Consider the following 14,125-nt stretch of genomic DNA (forward strand, 5'->3'; position numbering starts at 1 on the left):
TCTAGCAGGCCCGGCGCGTCACGACTCGAAGTGAGACCTGCGTCGCACTCCAAAAAGATACGGGGCGCGAATTGCTTCGCGCCCCGTGGATGCTCGAAAGAGCAGCTTCGAACGATTACTTCGCGCCGCCAGCCTGATCGCCCGCCGGCGTCGGGCCGGTCTTGACCAGGGTCACGTCGAAGATGATCGTCGCGTTCGGCGGGAAGCCGTTCTGCGGCTGGGCACCGTAAGCGATGTTCGACGGGATGAAGAGCTTGTAGTGACCGCCGACCTGCATCAGCTGCATGCCTTCGCGGAAGCCCGGGATCACGCCAGCAACCGGGATCGAGGCGGGGCCTGCCGGGTCATGCTTGGACGAATCGTCGAACACTTCGCCATTGACGAACGAACCGACGTAGTTGACCTGCACGGTGTCGTTCGGACCCGGACGAGCGCCCGTACCCTGGCTGATCACCTGGTACTGCAGGCCCGAAGCCGTGGTCTTCACGCCCGGAGCCGTCTTGTTCTTGGCAAGGAAAGCGTCGCCTTCAGCCTTGTTCTTGCCGGCAACCTGGGTGTACTCGGCCTTGGCCTTGGCCTGCAGATTGGCCACGAATGCGTCACGAACCTGCTTGGCTTCGGCTTCGCTCATGGTCGGCTTCTGGCCCGACAGCGCGGACTGCAGCGCACGAGCAACAGTGGCCGGATCCACTTCCGAGCGGACGAGCGGCGGCAGCGAGCTGGCCAGATCCCAACCAACGACGTAGCTGGCCTTGGTCTTGTCGACCGCAGCCGGAGCGGCCGTAGCCGGGGCGGCGGCGGGCTTCGCAGCCTGTGCGTGCACGCCAACGGTCATGCCCAGAGCAACAGCGAGCGCGGCCGCCGTCAGCGTGGGACGCAGAAAATGCTTCATGTAGAACTCCCTCGTATTGGATATGCCGGCGCTACCGGACTACGCCCCCCCGATGGAGGCAGGCCCCGCATTGTGCGGTGCTTGTTGAGTCTTGGCAACGATAGTGGGCGTGTGACCGTCAGTCGTGATTAAAAGTTCACAAACCGGCCTGAATCCGCGGGTTTTTACGAATCCTGCACAACACGCCCGCCAGCCCCGCCCTGCAGTGATCAGCCATGCCCGTCATCGGAGCGTCCCGGCTTGTCCAGCGTGTCGCGCAGCGCCGCCTGTGCCCGGGCATGGACCTGCACCAATCCGCGCCAAAGCAGCCACGCCAGCACCAGCAGCACGAGCACCAGAACAATGGCCACCTCGCGCGGCGGCAGGATGGTGGAGGCGAGCGCCGCCACCAGCAATCCAAGCATCCACATGGTGAAGAGCGGAATGCATCGTGCGAGCACGCTGCGGATACGCATGTTGTAGGCGCCACCAATACGTTCCGGAATGCTCAGCTCCGCCAGCAACATGCCGAGCGCCGATGCCTTGCGATAAGCCGCCACGATCATCGGCAGCGAGATCAAGGCAGCGATCGACCACGCCAGGCTGCGCTTCACTTGTGGACTGTCCGCCAGGAAGTCCCAATGGAAGAAGCCTAGGCGATACAGGTAGGACATGATCAGGAACGCCGCAACGACCAGCATCATGTTGATGATGACGTGCCACACGAGGCGCCGGATCATCTTTGCCACCATCGCACCCTGCCCGCTCAAGCTCAGGTTACCCATCCAGTCGGTGTACGCGCCCAGCAGGCCGGTCAACCCGGACGGCAATCGGCGCGACAACGTCGAGGCCAACGGATCGGAAGCACGAATGAGATACGGCGTGAGGAAGGTGGTGATGGCCGACACTGCCACCGCGACCGGATAAAGGAAGCCGCTGGTCACCTTCAAGGTGAGGCCCAGCGAGGCGATCACGAACGAGAACTCGCCGATCTGCGCCAGACCCATGCCTACACGTAGCGATGTCCTGCCATCGTTGCCCGCCACAAAGGTGCCGAAGCTGCAGGTAATGACCTTGCCCAGCACCACCACGATGGTGACCACCAGAATCGGCAGCCAGTACTGCTTCAGCATCGCCGGGTCGATCAGCATGCCGATCGCGACAAAGAAGATCGCACTGAACATGTCGCGCACAGGACCAATGATGCGCTCGATACGTACCACGCTCTCCGATTCGCCCACGATCGCACCGATCATGAAGGCGCCTAGCGCAATGCTGTAACCCATCTCCGTCACGAGCAGGCAGAAACCGAAGCACAGGCCCAGCACGGCGACGAGCAGCACATCATCCCGGCTGACGCGCGCGATGTAGTCGACGACGCGCGGCACCAGCAGCAACCCCACCACCAGCGACACCGCCATGAAGAGTGTCAGGCGCCCCACGGCCGCCATGGCTTCGCTGGCTTCGAGACCGCCGGTACTCGCGATGCCGGTGAGCAAGGCCATCAGCACGATGGCGATCACGTCTTCAATGATCAGGATGCCGAACATCAGCTGCGCGAAGCGTTCGCGCTTCAATCCCAGATCGTCCAGCGCCTTCATGATGATGGTGGTCGAGGACATGGAAAGCATGGCGCCGAGGAACAGCGCATCCATGGAACTCCAACCGAAGAAACGGCCGATCTCGTAGCCCAGCCACAACATCAGCACGATTTCGCAGACTGCCGCCACCAGCGCCGCGCCACCCACCTCACGAAGCTTTTTAAGGCTGAATTCCAGGCCCAACGCGAACAACAGCAGGATCATGCCCAGTTCGGAAAGCGTGCGGATGGTCTGCTCGTCGTGGATGAAAACCACGGGAAACGTATAAGGACCAACCAGCACGCCCGCGATGATGTATCCAAGTACGACCGGCTGACGCAGCCGCTGGAAGATCACCGTTGTCAGACCCGCGATCAACATCACCGTCGCGAGGTCTTGGATAAAGTGCAGATCGTGCATCAATGAAATCCGTAGGGACGTGTCCCAAGACTAGCAATCGTTCTTGCGATGCACAGCCCTGCACGAACACGTTGATCATTCGCTGAGCAAAAAAGTGATTTTCTGGCGCGCCCGTTCCTCGGCACGCATCACCTAACTGCTTGTTGTCATTCGTTCGTGAAAAAAAGTTGAAAAAAATTCACATCGAACGCTTGACGAAATCGCGATCCCTATCTATTCTTTCGGGCTTCCAGAGGCACTTCGGGGCCATAGCTCAGCTGGGAGAGCGCCTGCATGGCATGCAGGAGGTCGGCGGTTCGATCCCGCCTGGCTCCACCAAATTTAGATACGTCCCCATCGTCTAGAGGCCTAGGACATCACCCTTTCACGGTGGCGACCGGGGTTCGAATCCCCGTGGGGACGCCACTCTAACGGCAAAACCGGTTTCGGTGTAGCAGTAAGAGTGGTCAAGGATGAAGTCTAAATGTGTGGTTCTGGTTGCAGTAAGAATGTGGAGCGGTAGTTCAGTCGGTTAGAATGCTGGCCTGTCACGCCGGAGGTCGCGGGTTCGAGTCCCGTCCGCTCCGCCACTTACGAAGAACCCGCCAGCTGGCGGGTTTTTTGTTGCCTGAAATTCCACTCAAGCCTGAAGCTGAATCAGTCCTTCAGGCTGCCAGGCTCCTCAAAGGGCCTCGTCCGGCGAGCGATGGTCTTCCAGACGCTCCAGCGTTCCCTTCGAATGCCCCTGCTCCGCCAGGTATTCCAGCCAGCGCGACAGGAAGCCATTCATGCGCAACCGATGCTGCAGCACGGTGTGTGCCGGCGGAAACGGGCCGAGGACCTGCCAAAGATGCCGGCCCGGGTGGCAATGCAGCGCCTCGGCCACGTGGGCATCGGTATAGACCCGCAGCTGCGCCGATGGCGAAGGCTGGCCGGTGTGCGCATCGACGAAGTTGTAGGTGAGCTCCAGCTCCAGCGTGTAGGGATGCTTTTCCTGCACCTGCAGGCGCACATCCAGGCCGTCATCCACGCTGGACAGGTAGAACCCCGGCGCCAGGTCCTGCGGCGAAAACAGCCTTACCAGCCGGTGATAGTTCTCGGCATAAAGCCCCATCAGGAAGCCAAAGCGTCCCGGCAACAAGGCTTGGCGACTGTCCAGTACGGCACTCATGGGCGGTAACGACTCCGTTAGAACATGGTCCGCTCGATACCGAAGCGGTCGAAGATCTTGCTCGCAATCTCCTCGATGGAGACATGCGTGGTATTCAGATTGGGAATGTTTTCCCGGCGCATCAGCTTTTCGGCCTGCGACAGCTCCCAGCGACATTGCTCCAGCGTGGCGTAGCGACTGCCTGCGCGTCGCTGCTCGCGAATCTGCGCCAGCCGTTGCGGTTCGATGGTGAGACCGAACAGCCGATCCTTGTAGGGGCGCAGTCGCGCCGGCAGTTCCAGCTTGTCCAGGTCGTCGTCGGTCAAGGGGTAATTGGCGGCGCTCACCCCGTAATGCAAGGCCATGTAAAGGCAGGTTGGCGTCTTGCCCGAGCGGGACACACCCACCAGGATCAGGTCGGCCTGCGCGTAATCCACATCGATGCCATCGTCATGGGACAGCGCGTAGTTGGTCGCGTTGATGCGCGCTTCGTATTTGTCGAAATCCACCAGACCGTGGGATCGGTTCACCGCACCGGAACGCTTGGCACCCAACTCCTCTTCCAGCGGCCCGATGAAGGGCGCAAACACATCCAGCATCAAACCGCCGCTCTCCGCCACGATTTCGCACAGTTCGCGCGAGGCCATGGTGTTGACCACGATGGGACGCTCGCCCGTTTGCGCATATCGGGTCTTGATGCGCAGCGCCGCCGCCTCGGCCTTCTGGGCATCATCGATGAAGGGCAACCGGTGCTTGTCGAACTGCACGCCCTCAAATTGCGCGAGGATGCTGTTGCCGATTGTCTCGGCGGTAATACCAGTGGAATCGGAGATGTAGAAAACGGTTCGCTGCATGGCTGATCCAAAGTCACTGGTGGTTTCTGCCCCACACCTTAGCGCAAGGTGAAAAGCCTGTCTTTGCTTGACTCACAGCTGACTGGTATTGAGTTGGCGCTTGTTTTGGCCCGAATGGTCTTCTTGTGCTCCGCACCATCGGCAGCGGACAATACCAGTTCTTTGTAACCCGATTTCTGCAAGAACTCGGAACAAGCCCACTTCTGAAACCTAAGAGCTCTGAGGAGACTCCCTTGAACGATCTGGTGCTTTGGCTCGACACGCTGCGCATGACCGACCTGGGCAAGGTCGGCGGCAAGAATGCGTCGCTCGGCGAGATGATCGGCAATCTCGCCAAACTCGGCGTGTCCGTGCCCGGTGGTTTCGCCACCACCGCTGACGCGTTCCAGGAATACCTCGACAAGAGCGGCGTCGCCAAGCGCATCCAGGAGCGTCTCGCTTCCCTGGACGTCGATGACGTGATGGCGCTGACGGCCGCCGGCAAGGAAATCCGCGAGTGGGTCACCGAGACGCCACTGCCGGCTGATCTGGACAAGGCGATCCGCGATGCCTACGCCAAGCTCTGCAAGGACGCCGGCGCCGACAACATCGCCGTAGCCGTGCGCTCCTCCGCCACCGCGGAAGACCTGCCCGACGCATCGTTCGCCGGCCAGCAGGAAACCTTCCTCAACGTGGTGGGCATCGAGGACGTGCTGCACAAGGTGAAGGAAGTCTTCGCCTCGCTCTACAACGACCGCGCCATTGCCTACCGCGTTCACCAGGGTTTCAAGCACGAAGACGTGTTCCTCTCCGCTGGCGTGCAGCTGATGGTGCGCTCGGACGTGGGCGCCTCGGGCGTGCTGTTCACGCTGGACACCGAATCGGGCTTCCGCGACGTGGTGTTCGTCACCGGCTCGTACGGTCTCGGCGAAATGGTTGTGCAGGGTGCGGTGAACCCCGATGAGTTCTACGTGTTCAAGCCCACGCTGAAGGCGGGCAAGCCGGCCGTGCTCCGTCGCAGCCTCGGCGCCAAGCAGCAGCGCATGGTCTATTCGGACAAGCCCGGCGAGCGCGTGCGCATCGAGGAAACGCCGGCTGATCTCCGCAACAAGTTCTGCATCACCGACGAGGACGTGCAGGAACTGGCCAAGCAGGCGCTGGTCATCGAGAAGCATTACGACCGCCCGATGGACATCGAGTGGGCGAAGGACGGCAATACCGGCAAGCTCTACATCGTGCAGGCCCGCCCGGAGACGGTGAAGTCGCGTGCCCACGCCACGCAACTGGAGCGCTTCCACCTCAACGAGAAGGGCAAGGTACTCGCCGAAGGCCGCGCCATCGGCCAGAAGATCGGCTCGGGCAAGGCGCGCGTCATTCGCTCGCTCGCCGACATGAACAAGGTGCAGGCCGGCGACGTGCTGATCGCCGACATGACCGATCCCGATTGGGAACCCGTGATGAAGCGCGCGGCGGCCATCGTCACCAACCGTGGCGGCCGCACCTGTCACGCCGCCATCATCGCGCGCGAGCTGGGCGTGCCTGCCGTCGTGGGTACGGGCAATGCGCTGGACCTGATCCCGGACGGCGCGGAAGTCACCGTGTCGTGCGCCGAGGGTGACACCGGCATGATCTATGAAGGTCAACTCAAGTTCGATCGCGTGACGGCCGACCTGGGCGACATGCCCGAAGCCCCGCTCAAGATCATGATGAACGTGGCCAACCCGGAGCGTGCTTTCGACTTCGGCATGCTGCCGAACGCCGGCATCGGCCTGGCGCGCCTGGAAATGATCATCGCCAGCCACATCGGCGTGCATCCCAAGGCACTGCTGGAATACGGCAAGCAGGATGCCGAGACCAAGAAGAAGATCGACGAACGCATGGCCGGCTACGCCGATCCGGTGTCGTTCTACGTCGATCGCCTTGCCGAAGGCATCGCGACCATCGCGGCGTCGGTGTATCCGAAGCCGGTGATCGTGCGCCTGTCGGACTTCAAGTCGAACGAGTACGCCGGTCTTATCGGTGGTTCGCGCTACGAGCCGCACGAAGAGAACCCGATGATCGGCTACCGCGGCGCCAGCCGTTACGTCGACCCGGGCTTCGCCGAGTCGTTCGGCCTGGAGTGCAAGGCCGTCAAGCGCGTGCGCGAAGTGATGGGCCTGGACAATGTGTGGGTGATGATTCCGTTCGTGCGCACGCTGGGCGAAGGCCGCAAGGTCATCGAGGTGCTGGCCAAGAACGGCCTCAAGCAGCGCGAGAACGACCTCAAGGTCATCATGATGTGCGAAGTGCCGTCCAACGCGCTGCTCGCCGATGAGTTCCTGGAGATCTTCGATGGCTTCTCCATCGGCTCCAACGACCTCACGCAGCTCACGCTGGGCCTTGACCGCGATTCCAGCATCGTCGCCAACCTGTTCGACGAGCGCGACCCGGCGGTGAAGAAGCTGCTCGCCCTTGCCATCAAGACGGCACGCGAGAAGGGCAAGTACGTGGGCATCTGCGGCCAGGGTCCGTCGGACCACCCGGATCTCGCCGAATGGCTGATGGATCAGGGCATCGAATCGGTGTCGCTCAATCCGGATACCGTGGTCGATACCTGGCTGCGCCTGGCCAAGCGCAAGGCAGCCTGAGCGTTGCCGTAGCAGTAGCGAAAAGGGCGGTGGCGACACCGCCCTTTTTATTTGCGCGCGCGAAGCGTGACACCGCGTATATGAACCATCAGGGCGAACACGGTCGACCAGCCGTATCGAACGTGCTCTCGTCCAACCGGATCAAACCCTGTCGCACGATGACCCATGTGGTTATCGGCAACGCCATGGCCGAAATGCCCTGCCCGCTTCTCGCCACGAAACGAACAGTGACACGATCGTCCTGGACGACGATGTCCTCGATGTCGTCGTGAATATCGGGATAGGCCTCAAACAATGCACGGTACGTTCGGAGCACATCGGCACGCCCGGTTCGAGGACTGCAGAAATCCGAGGACAGAAGCCGCGCGTCATCCGCGTAGAGCGTTGCCATGGCCTCCGCATCATGGCGGTTGAAGGCATCGAACATGGCACGCACGACGGACTCGGCGGGAGGCTCCGCGGGTGCCACCCATCCCCACGCAAAGGCAATGACGATCACGGGACTCATGCGTGTCTCCTCGAACGGTGTGGCTCGCAGCTTCGCCTTCAGGGTCCGCTCGCGCGTTTCACGGCTTGCTGTGTTTTCGGCACGGAACCTTCAGCGACGAACCGTGGTCATCCCTTGGGACCGGGGAATGGAGAACGACCATGCGCCAACTCGCCAAGCTGGTGATCGAGAACAAAGGCTTCCTCACCTTCATGCTTTGCATGTTCATGTTCCGCAGCGCTGTCGCGGACTGGAACGTGGTGCCAACCGGCTCCATGCAACCGACCATCGAGATCGGCGACCGCATCGTGGTGGACAAGGCCGCTTACGATCTGCGCATTCCGTTCACCCATGTATCCCTGGTCCATCGCGCCGATCCGCAACGCGGCGACATCGTGGTGCTGGACTCCGATGCCGCCGGCGAGCGGCTGGTAAAACGAGTCATCGGCGTGCCGGGCGACCAGGTGGCACTCGTGCAAAACCACCTCTACGTGAACGGCAAGGCTGCCGGCTATCGGGCCACCACGGTGAGCGGCATCCGCGATGACCGGGAAGATCCCGCCCTCTACGCATTCGAAGACACCGGCTCGACCAGCCACGTCGTCCGCTGGTCCATGGCCGCGCAAGGACACACCACCGATTTCGGCCCGGTGACCGTGCCGTCAGGCCACTACCTGCTGCTCGGCGACAATCGTGACAACAGCGCCGATTCCCGCTATTTCGGCTTCTTCCCGCGAAAGGAGATCGTGGGACGGGCCACCCGCGTGGCGATGTCGCTGGACCCCGCCAACCACTACCGGCCCAGGGCAGATCGCTGGGGCGCTTCACTGCAGTGAAGCAAAGAAATTTGCACCAACCCCATTGCCAGCATCGCCATCACCACGTAAGATTACCGGCTCGCGTGGACCACACGCACCATCTTTGGAGAGGTGGCAGAGTGGTCGAATGTACCTGACTCGAAATCAGGCGTACGTGTAAGCGTACCGTGGGTTCGAATCCCACCCTCTCCGCCAGAAATGCAAAACGCCCCCTAGTGGGGCGTTTTGCATTTCTGGCTGCGACGGCTGGATAAGAACCCACCCGGGTTCGACAAAATTGCCTGGAGCAATTTTGGACAGCCGAAGGCTGGCCCCGTAGCGCGCCAGCGCGAAGGGGTCGGGTCCAAGGATGGACCCGACAATCCCACCCTGCACGCAGCGAGCTTTTTGCTTTCAAACTCCGCCCACCATTCCACAACCTTCTTTACGCATTCATCCCCTATCCGTCATGCTCGCATCGCGTCGCCACACCAGGCATCCCATGATCGAGTTCGGACACGGAACGCACGTCGGCTTGCGCCGCGCGCGAAATGAAGACACCTACTACGCCGATGCCTCGCTCGGGCTTTTTCTCGTGGCCGATGGCATGGGTGGACACCAGCATGGCGAGGTGGCTTCGGCATTGGTCCGTGATGCCATTGCCGACCTGGTGACGCGCGGCCACAGCCTGGTCGAAGCCGTTCGCGCGGCAGACGAGCGCCTGATCCAGCACAGTCGTGGATTTCGCGACGCGCGCCCCATGGGCACCACCATCGCCGCCTTGCGCCTGCATGCAGACAGCTACGAAGTGGTGTGGGTAGGCGACAGCCGCGTGTACGTGTGGCAGAAGACGTTGCGTCAGGTGAGCCACGATCACTCGCTGGTGCAGGAGCTTGTGGCCGCTGGCACGCTGGATGCCGCGCAAGCCGCGCGACACCCTCAACGGAACGTCATTACCCAGGCATTAGGCATTACGGCCGCGGAGCAATTGCATATCGGCATGGCACGCGGAAAGCTCGAGCACGGCATGTGCTTCCTGCTCTGCAGCGACGGGCTCACCGAAGAAGTGACCGATACCGTGATTGCCGGCATCGTGTCGCGCCAGGATCTTTCTGCCCAGGAAAGCACCGAACATTTGCTGCTCGCCGCGCTGGAAGGTGGCGGCAGCGACAACGTAACGGCCATACTCGCCCGCATCAACTGACGCGGGCGCACGCATCAATGGACGGCAGGCGCTTCTTCGCGGCGCCAGACCGACGTACCACCGGCACTCTTGTCCAGCGAATCAAGCCGCTTTTCGTGAGCGGCGGTTTCATCGGCACTCGCATGCAACACACGAGGACGTCGATCGAGCACGATGGGCGCCATCGTCACGGCCGCGCCTTGCTCCTGCGCTCCTTCGAAACCCAGATCCAGCACAACCTGACCTGAAGTCATGGCCAGATAGACATCCGCCAGCAGCTGCGCGTCGATCAGGCCGCCGTGCAGGTCGCGCGCGGAATTGTCCACACCCAGGCGCTTGCACAGCGCGTCCAGGCTGTTGCGCTGTCCGGGATAGCGCTCGCGCGCCATCATCAGCGTATCAAGCACGCTGCAGCGATCTTCCAGACGGCCAAACGATTCACCCAGCCGTGCAAGTTCGCCGTTGATGAAGCCGACGTCGAACGTTGCGTTATGGATGATCAGTTCGGAGTCACCGATGAAGGCAAGGAATTCCTCGACCACATCCGCGAAGCGCGGCTTGTCGAGCAGGAACTCGTCCTCGATGCCCGTGACCTGTCGTGCGCCTTCGTCGATGGCGCGATCGGGGTTCAGGTAGGTCTGATAGTAACGCCCCGTGGGACGGCGCTCGATCATCTCCACACAAGCGATTTCAATCAGGCGATGACCCTGACGGACTTCGAGACCGGTGGTCTCGGTATCCAGCACGATTTGCCTCATGCGTTGCTCCTGTAATGCTCTGCCTGCTCACGAGCGGCGACATCCACGCGCTCGTTTTCCACATGGCCGTTGTGGCCCTTCACCCATTGCCAGCGCACCTGATGGGTCTGTGTCGCCGTGGACAGGCGTTCCCACAGATCCTGGTTTTTCACAGGCTTCTTGTCCGCGGTTTTCCAGCCATTGGCGCGCCACTTGGGCACCCATTCCTCGATGCCCTGCATGACGTAGCGCGAGTCGGTGGTCAACGCCACCTTGCATGGTCGCGTCAACGCCTCAAGCGCGCCGATGGCCGCCATCAGTTCCATCCGATTATTGGTGGTGGCTGGCTCACCACCCGAGACCATGCGCTCGGTTCCCTTCGCGCGCAGCAGTGCGGCCCATCCACCCGGCCCGGGATTGCCCAGGCAGGCGCCGTCGGTAAAAGCTTCCACTTCGGTCATTGTCACCATCGATAAGGTAAGAAAAAAATCAGGGCGCCGCATTACGGCGCGCGCCAGGTGCGAGACCGACGTTCACGGTGGCAGGCAATGTCTTGGGTTTCAGTCGTATGGGTGTAGCGACGCGACGGCGCTTGCGCGCAATCAGCATGTAGCCTCCACCGAAAGGATGGGCATGGTCCATCGCAACGCGACTACCCGGCCACGCTCGCCCCACGCGCTCGATCCGTTCGATATCGAGCTCGCTGCGGCGAACCCAGCGCTCGAGCAGAATCGGCGAGTGCATGGTGGGAGCCGATCCACGCGTGCGCCACATCATCCAGGGAAGCCAGGCACTGAAGGGATGCAACCCGGTAAGCGCAAGCACGCCACCGGGTGCGAGCACGCGCGCGGATTCTTCCAGCATGTCCTGCGGCGAACCGGAAACTTCGAGCGCATGGCGCAGCAGGACCAGATCGAAAACCTCGTCCAGGAACGGCAGCGATTCGTCGACCCTGGCCTGCAGGTCGCCTTCGTAGCGTTGCGTAGCCACGCTGAGGCGCGTCCAGTTGCCCAGCAGGGGCAGCACGGGCGGCGTGTCGCCAGCCGCCGCACTGACCATCAGGGCGCGACTGCCGCTGCATCGCTGCAATCCGGGCGCCAACACCGCCGTCTCGTCCGCCAGCAGATTGCGCAACGGGGCACTGCTGTAAATGTCTTGATCACGCTGAGACATGGAGGGCCGGCCAGTCGTATCGATAGGCACAGTTTACTTGCGGCCGGCGCCAACGTGTCCTGGTTGACAGTGCAACCGCCGATGACACCGCAAGTCTGAACTTCCCCGCCGATGATTAACGTCTCACTAACGAGTGAGCGGGAGAGGGGCTTTATAGTCAGCCACTTCGCGCAAGCCATGGACGGGCCTGCGTCAGTCGATACGAAACCCTGGAGGACGACTCCTTGCACGTCGTACCGTTACCGGCGCTTGCCGATAATTACATCTGGTTGCTGCATGACGATGATGGCCGCGCCATTGTCGTGGACCCGGGCGACGCCGCTCCGGTCGAAGCCGCGCTTCAACAACGTCATCTGACGTTGTGCGCCATTCTGCTTACACACCACCATCACGATCATGTCGGCGGTGTCGAGGCACTGCTTACGCGTCACCGCGTGCCCGTCTATGCGCCGCACGACGAGCGCATCGCGCACGCAACGCATCGCGTCGACGACGGCGACCTTGTTCAACTGGACATACCCGCCTCGCGCTTCGACGTGATCGCCGTGCCGGGCCATACCACCACGCATATCGCGTATGCCGGTGAAGGCGTACTGCTTTGCGGCGACACGCTCTTCAGCATGGGCTGCGGTCGACTGTTCGAAGGCACGCCAGCGCAGATGTTGGCATCGCTCGATCGGTTGTCCTCCCTACCCGGCAATACGCTGGTGTGCTGTGCTCATGAATACACCGCGGCCAATGGACGCTTTGCACACACCGTCGAACCGGCCAACGCAGCCCTTGCCGCACGGCAGGTCGAAGTAGCGCAACTGCGCGCAAACGATCGCCCCAGTCTTCCCGTTCCATTGGCCACCGAGCAGGCGACAAATCCGTTCCTGCGCGTAGACAGCGACGCTGTCGTTGCCTGGGCGAGCGAGCGAGGCGTCACGGGTGATCGCGTCGCCCGCTTCGCCGCGCTGCGGGCCAACAAGGACGTATTCGCCGGATGAAAACGATACGACGCCTGCGTCCCCTGCCCCTCGCCACGTCAGTCTTTCTCGCTGCGTGCGCTTCGGGCCCAGCCCAAAAACCCGCACAGCCGCCAGCGTCTGCGCCCACGCCACAAGCGCAGGCGCCGCACGCCAACATCCATGCCACGACGACACCGGCCGCTGTCAGCGCAGCGGACGACGGCAACATCTGGCAGAACCTGCGCAACAGCTTTGCGATGGCCGATTGCGACGCAGACCCGGGCATCACCCTGTGGGCGCGCCGCTACACCAGCAACCCGCAGCGCTTTGAAGACCAGATCGCCGCGGCAGCCCCCAGGCTCGCCTACGTGCAGCAGATCGCCGCGCGTCACAACGTGGCGGGCGAATTCGCGCTCATACCCTGGGTGGAAAGCCAGTATCGCCCTGTCTCCGGTGGCAAGGGCATGCCGGCCGGCATGTGGCAGATCATGCCGTCGACGGCCAACGCCATGGGCATTCGCGTCGACAAGAATTTCGACGGCCGACTGGACGTCCCCGCAGCCACCGACGCCATCATGACGTTGCTGAGCCGTTACCACGACGATCTGGGTGACTGGCGCCTGGTCGACTACGCATTCAACGCCGGTGAGTTCGGCATCAAGCGCACGGTGAGCCAACACGGCACGCCGCCCGACGAACCGGTGATTCCGAAGATGCCGGTGAAACCGGTGACGCGGGAACACCTGGTCAAATTGCTTGCCATCGCGTGCGTCATCCGTGAGCCGGATCGTTTCAACGTCAGCCTGCCGACGCTGCCATCCGAGCAACGCCTGGTCGCCGTCAGCATCGACAACTCGATGCCCATGGCCAGCGCCGCCAGTCATGCCGGCATGTCGACGGATGAGCTGAAGGACAACAATGCGGGCTCTCGCAATGGTGTGATCGATGCGAGTGCATCACCGTACGTCTTGCTGCCGAGTGGCAAGGCGCAGCAGTTCCGAAGCTCGCTGCTCGCCGAAGGCAATACCGGCGCTCAGAACGTGCCAGGTACCGCCACACTGCCACCATTGAGCGCAGCGCTCAGCGCGGCAACCAGCAACGATGACGATGCAGCCGACTCGAAAGCGAGCCGTCGCACGCACACGGTGAAGTCGGGTGAGAGCCTCTGGTCCATCGCCAAGCGCTACTCAGTGGACATCAAGCAGTTGGAGCAGTGGAACCATCTGGCAGGTCCAGGCGTGAAGCCGGGTCAGGTCCTGAAAGTCAGCGCGCCGGGCTGACCCTTCGCGCGACCATCCCACTCACTGTTCTTGACGTTCAACTGATTGGCAACAAAAA

General features: G+C 62.1%; 13 protein-coding genes and 4 tRNA genes. 9 read left to right on the plus strand and 8 right to left on the minus strand.

From position 1 onward, the window contains the following. Nucleotides 1–115: 115 nt before the first annotated feature. Both DK366_RS12135 and DK366_RS12140 read right to left on the minus strand, forming a co-directional pair. Nucleotides 116–892 carry an FKBP-type peptidyl-prolyl cis-trans isomerase gene (locus DK366_RS12135; protein WP_109125812.1) on the minus strand — a complete coding sequence of 259 codons (777 nt, stop codon included), beginning with the start codon at nucleotides 890–892 and terminating at the stop codon, nucleotides 116–118. Between the two features lie 209 nt (nucleotides 893–1,101). After that, entirely contained in the window at nucleotides 1,102–2,871 is a 1,770-nt protein-coding gene (locus tag DK366_RS12140) for a cation:proton antiporter (protein WP_109125813.1), read from the minus strand. A gap of 242 nt (nucleotides 2,872–3,113) precedes the next feature. Between DK366_RS12140 and DK366_RS12145 the strand changes: the two genes are divergently transcribed. The 3 genes from DK366_RS12145 (at nucleotide 3,114) to DK366_RS12155 (ending at nucleotide 3,440) form a co-directional block, all read left to right on the plus strand. After that, nucleotides 3,114–3,189: transfer RNA gene (locus tag DK366_RS12145), tRNA-Ala, on the plus strand. Nucleotides 3,190–3,200: 11 nt separating this feature from the next. Further along, nucleotides 3,201–3,276 (plus strand) — tRNA-Glu (locus tag DK366_RS12150). Between the two features lie 87 nt (nucleotides 3,277–3,363). Further along, nucleotides 3,364–3,440: transfer RNA gene (locus DK366_RS12155), tRNA-Asp, on the plus strand. A gap of 92 nt (nucleotides 3,441–3,532) precedes the next feature. Here the strand turns inward: DK366_RS12155 and DK366_RS12160 are convergent. Together DK366_RS12160 and DK366_RS12165 are read right to left on the minus strand one after the other, a co-directional pair. Further along, the gene (locus DK366_RS12160; RefSeq protein WP_109125814.1) at nucleotides 3,533–4,021 is read right to left on the minus strand and encodes a DUF1249 domain-containing protein; all 489 of its coding nucleotides are present in this window, start codon (nucleotides 4,019–4,021) and stop codon (nucleotides 3,533–3,535) included. A gap of 17 nt (nucleotides 4,022–4,038) precedes the next feature. Next, on the minus strand, nucleotides 4,039–4,854 hold the full coding sequence (locus tag DK366_RS12165) for a pyruvate, water dikinase regulatory protein (protein WP_109125815.1): 816 nt from the start codon (nucleotides 4,852–4,854) through the stop codon (nucleotides 4,039–4,041). 233 nt (nucleotides 4,855–5,087) lie between these two features. Here DK366_RS12165 and ppsA point away from each other — a divergent pair, with 233 nt between their 5' ends. Beyond that, nucleotides 5,088–7,460 carry a phosphoenolpyruvate synthase gene (gene ppsA, locus DK366_RS12170; RefSeq protein WP_109125816.1) on the plus strand — a complete coding sequence of 791 codons (2,373 nt, stop codon included), beginning with the start codon at nucleotides 5,088–5,090 and terminating at the stop codon, nucleotides 7,458–7,460. An 88-nt stretch (nucleotides 7,461–7,548) separates the two neighbouring features. Here the strand turns inward: ppsA and DK366_RS12175 are convergent, their stop codons facing one another. After that, nucleotides 7,549–7,968: a nuclear transport factor 2 family protein gene (locus DK366_RS12175; protein WP_109125817.1), complete on the minus strand. Its 420-nt coding sequence runs from the start codon at nucleotides 7,966–7,968 to the stop codon at nucleotides 7,549–7,551. Between the two features lie 140 nt (nucleotides 7,969–8,108). On the opposite strand from DK366_RS12175, the gene lepB reads away from it, so the two are divergent. The 3 genes from lepB (at nucleotide 8,109) to DK366_RS12190 (ending at nucleotide 9,948) form a co-directional block, all read left to right on the plus strand. Next, the gene (gene lepB / locus DK366_RS12180; RefSeq protein WP_109125818.1) at nucleotides 8,109–8,783 is read left to right on the plus strand and encodes a signal peptidase I; all 675 of its coding nucleotides are present in this window, start codon (nucleotides 8,109–8,111) and stop codon (nucleotides 8,781–8,783) included. An 87-nt stretch (nucleotides 8,784–8,870) separates the two neighbouring features. Continuing rightward, nucleotides 8,871–8,960 (plus strand) — tRNA-Ser (locus tag DK366_RS12185). 286 nt (nucleotides 8,961–9,246) lie between these two features. Continuing rightward, entirely contained in the window at nucleotides 9,247–9,948 is a 702-nt protein-coding gene (locus DK366_RS12190) for a protein phosphatase 2C domain-containing protein (protein ID WP_109125819.1), read from the plus strand. Nucleotides 9,949–9,962: 14 nt separating this feature from the next. Here DK366_RS12190 and dnaQ read toward each other — a convergent pair whose 3' ends face one another. The 3 genes from dnaQ to DK366_RS12205 are packed head-to-tail and all read right to left on the minus strand — an operon-like array spanning nucleotide 9,963 to nucleotide 11,837. Further along, nucleotides 9,963–10,685, minus strand: coding sequence for a DNA polymerase III subunit epsilon (gene dnaQ / locus DK366_RS12195; protein WP_109125820.1), 723 nt, complete (start codon nucleotides 10,683–10,685; stop codon nucleotides 9,963–9,965). Beyond that, complete coding sequence (gene rnhA / locus DK366_RS12200) at nucleotides 10,682–11,125, minus strand: ribonuclease HI (protein ID WP_109125821.1); 444 nt, start codon at nucleotides 11,123–11,125, stop codon at nucleotides 10,682–10,684. Before rnhA ends, dnaQ begins: the two co-directional genes overlap by 4 nt. 28 nt (nucleotides 11,126–11,153) lie before the next feature. Further along, nucleotides 11,154–11,837, minus strand: coding sequence for a methyltransferase domain-containing protein (locus DK366_RS12205; protein ID WP_109125822.1), 684 nt, complete (start codon nucleotides 11,835–11,837; stop codon nucleotides 11,154–11,156). Nucleotides 11,838–12,061: 224 nt separating this feature from the next. Between DK366_RS12205 and gloB the strand changes: the two genes are divergently transcribed. Together gloB and DK366_RS12215 are read left to right on the plus strand one after the other, a co-directional pair. After that, on the plus strand, nucleotides 12,062–12,826 hold the full coding sequence (gloB, locus tag DK366_RS12210; protein WP_109125823.1) for a hydroxyacylglutathione hydrolase: 765 nt from the start codon (nucleotides 12,062–12,064) through the stop codon (nucleotides 12,824–12,826). Next, nucleotides 12,823–14,067: a LysM peptidoglycan-binding domain-containing protein gene (locus DK366_RS12215; RefSeq protein ID WP_343125624.1), complete on the plus strand. Its 1,245-nt coding sequence runs from the start codon at nucleotides 12,823–12,825 to the stop codon at nucleotides 14,065–14,067. Before gloB ends, DK366_RS12215 begins: the two co-directional genes overlap by 4 nt. The last annotated feature ends 58 nt before the right edge of the window (nucleotides 14,068–14,125 follow it).

Source organism: Dyella sp. C11 (assembly GCF_003121485.1).
Classification (GTDB): domain Bacteria; phylum Pseudomonadota; class Gammaproteobacteria; order Xanthomonadales; family Rhodanobacteraceae; genus Dyella.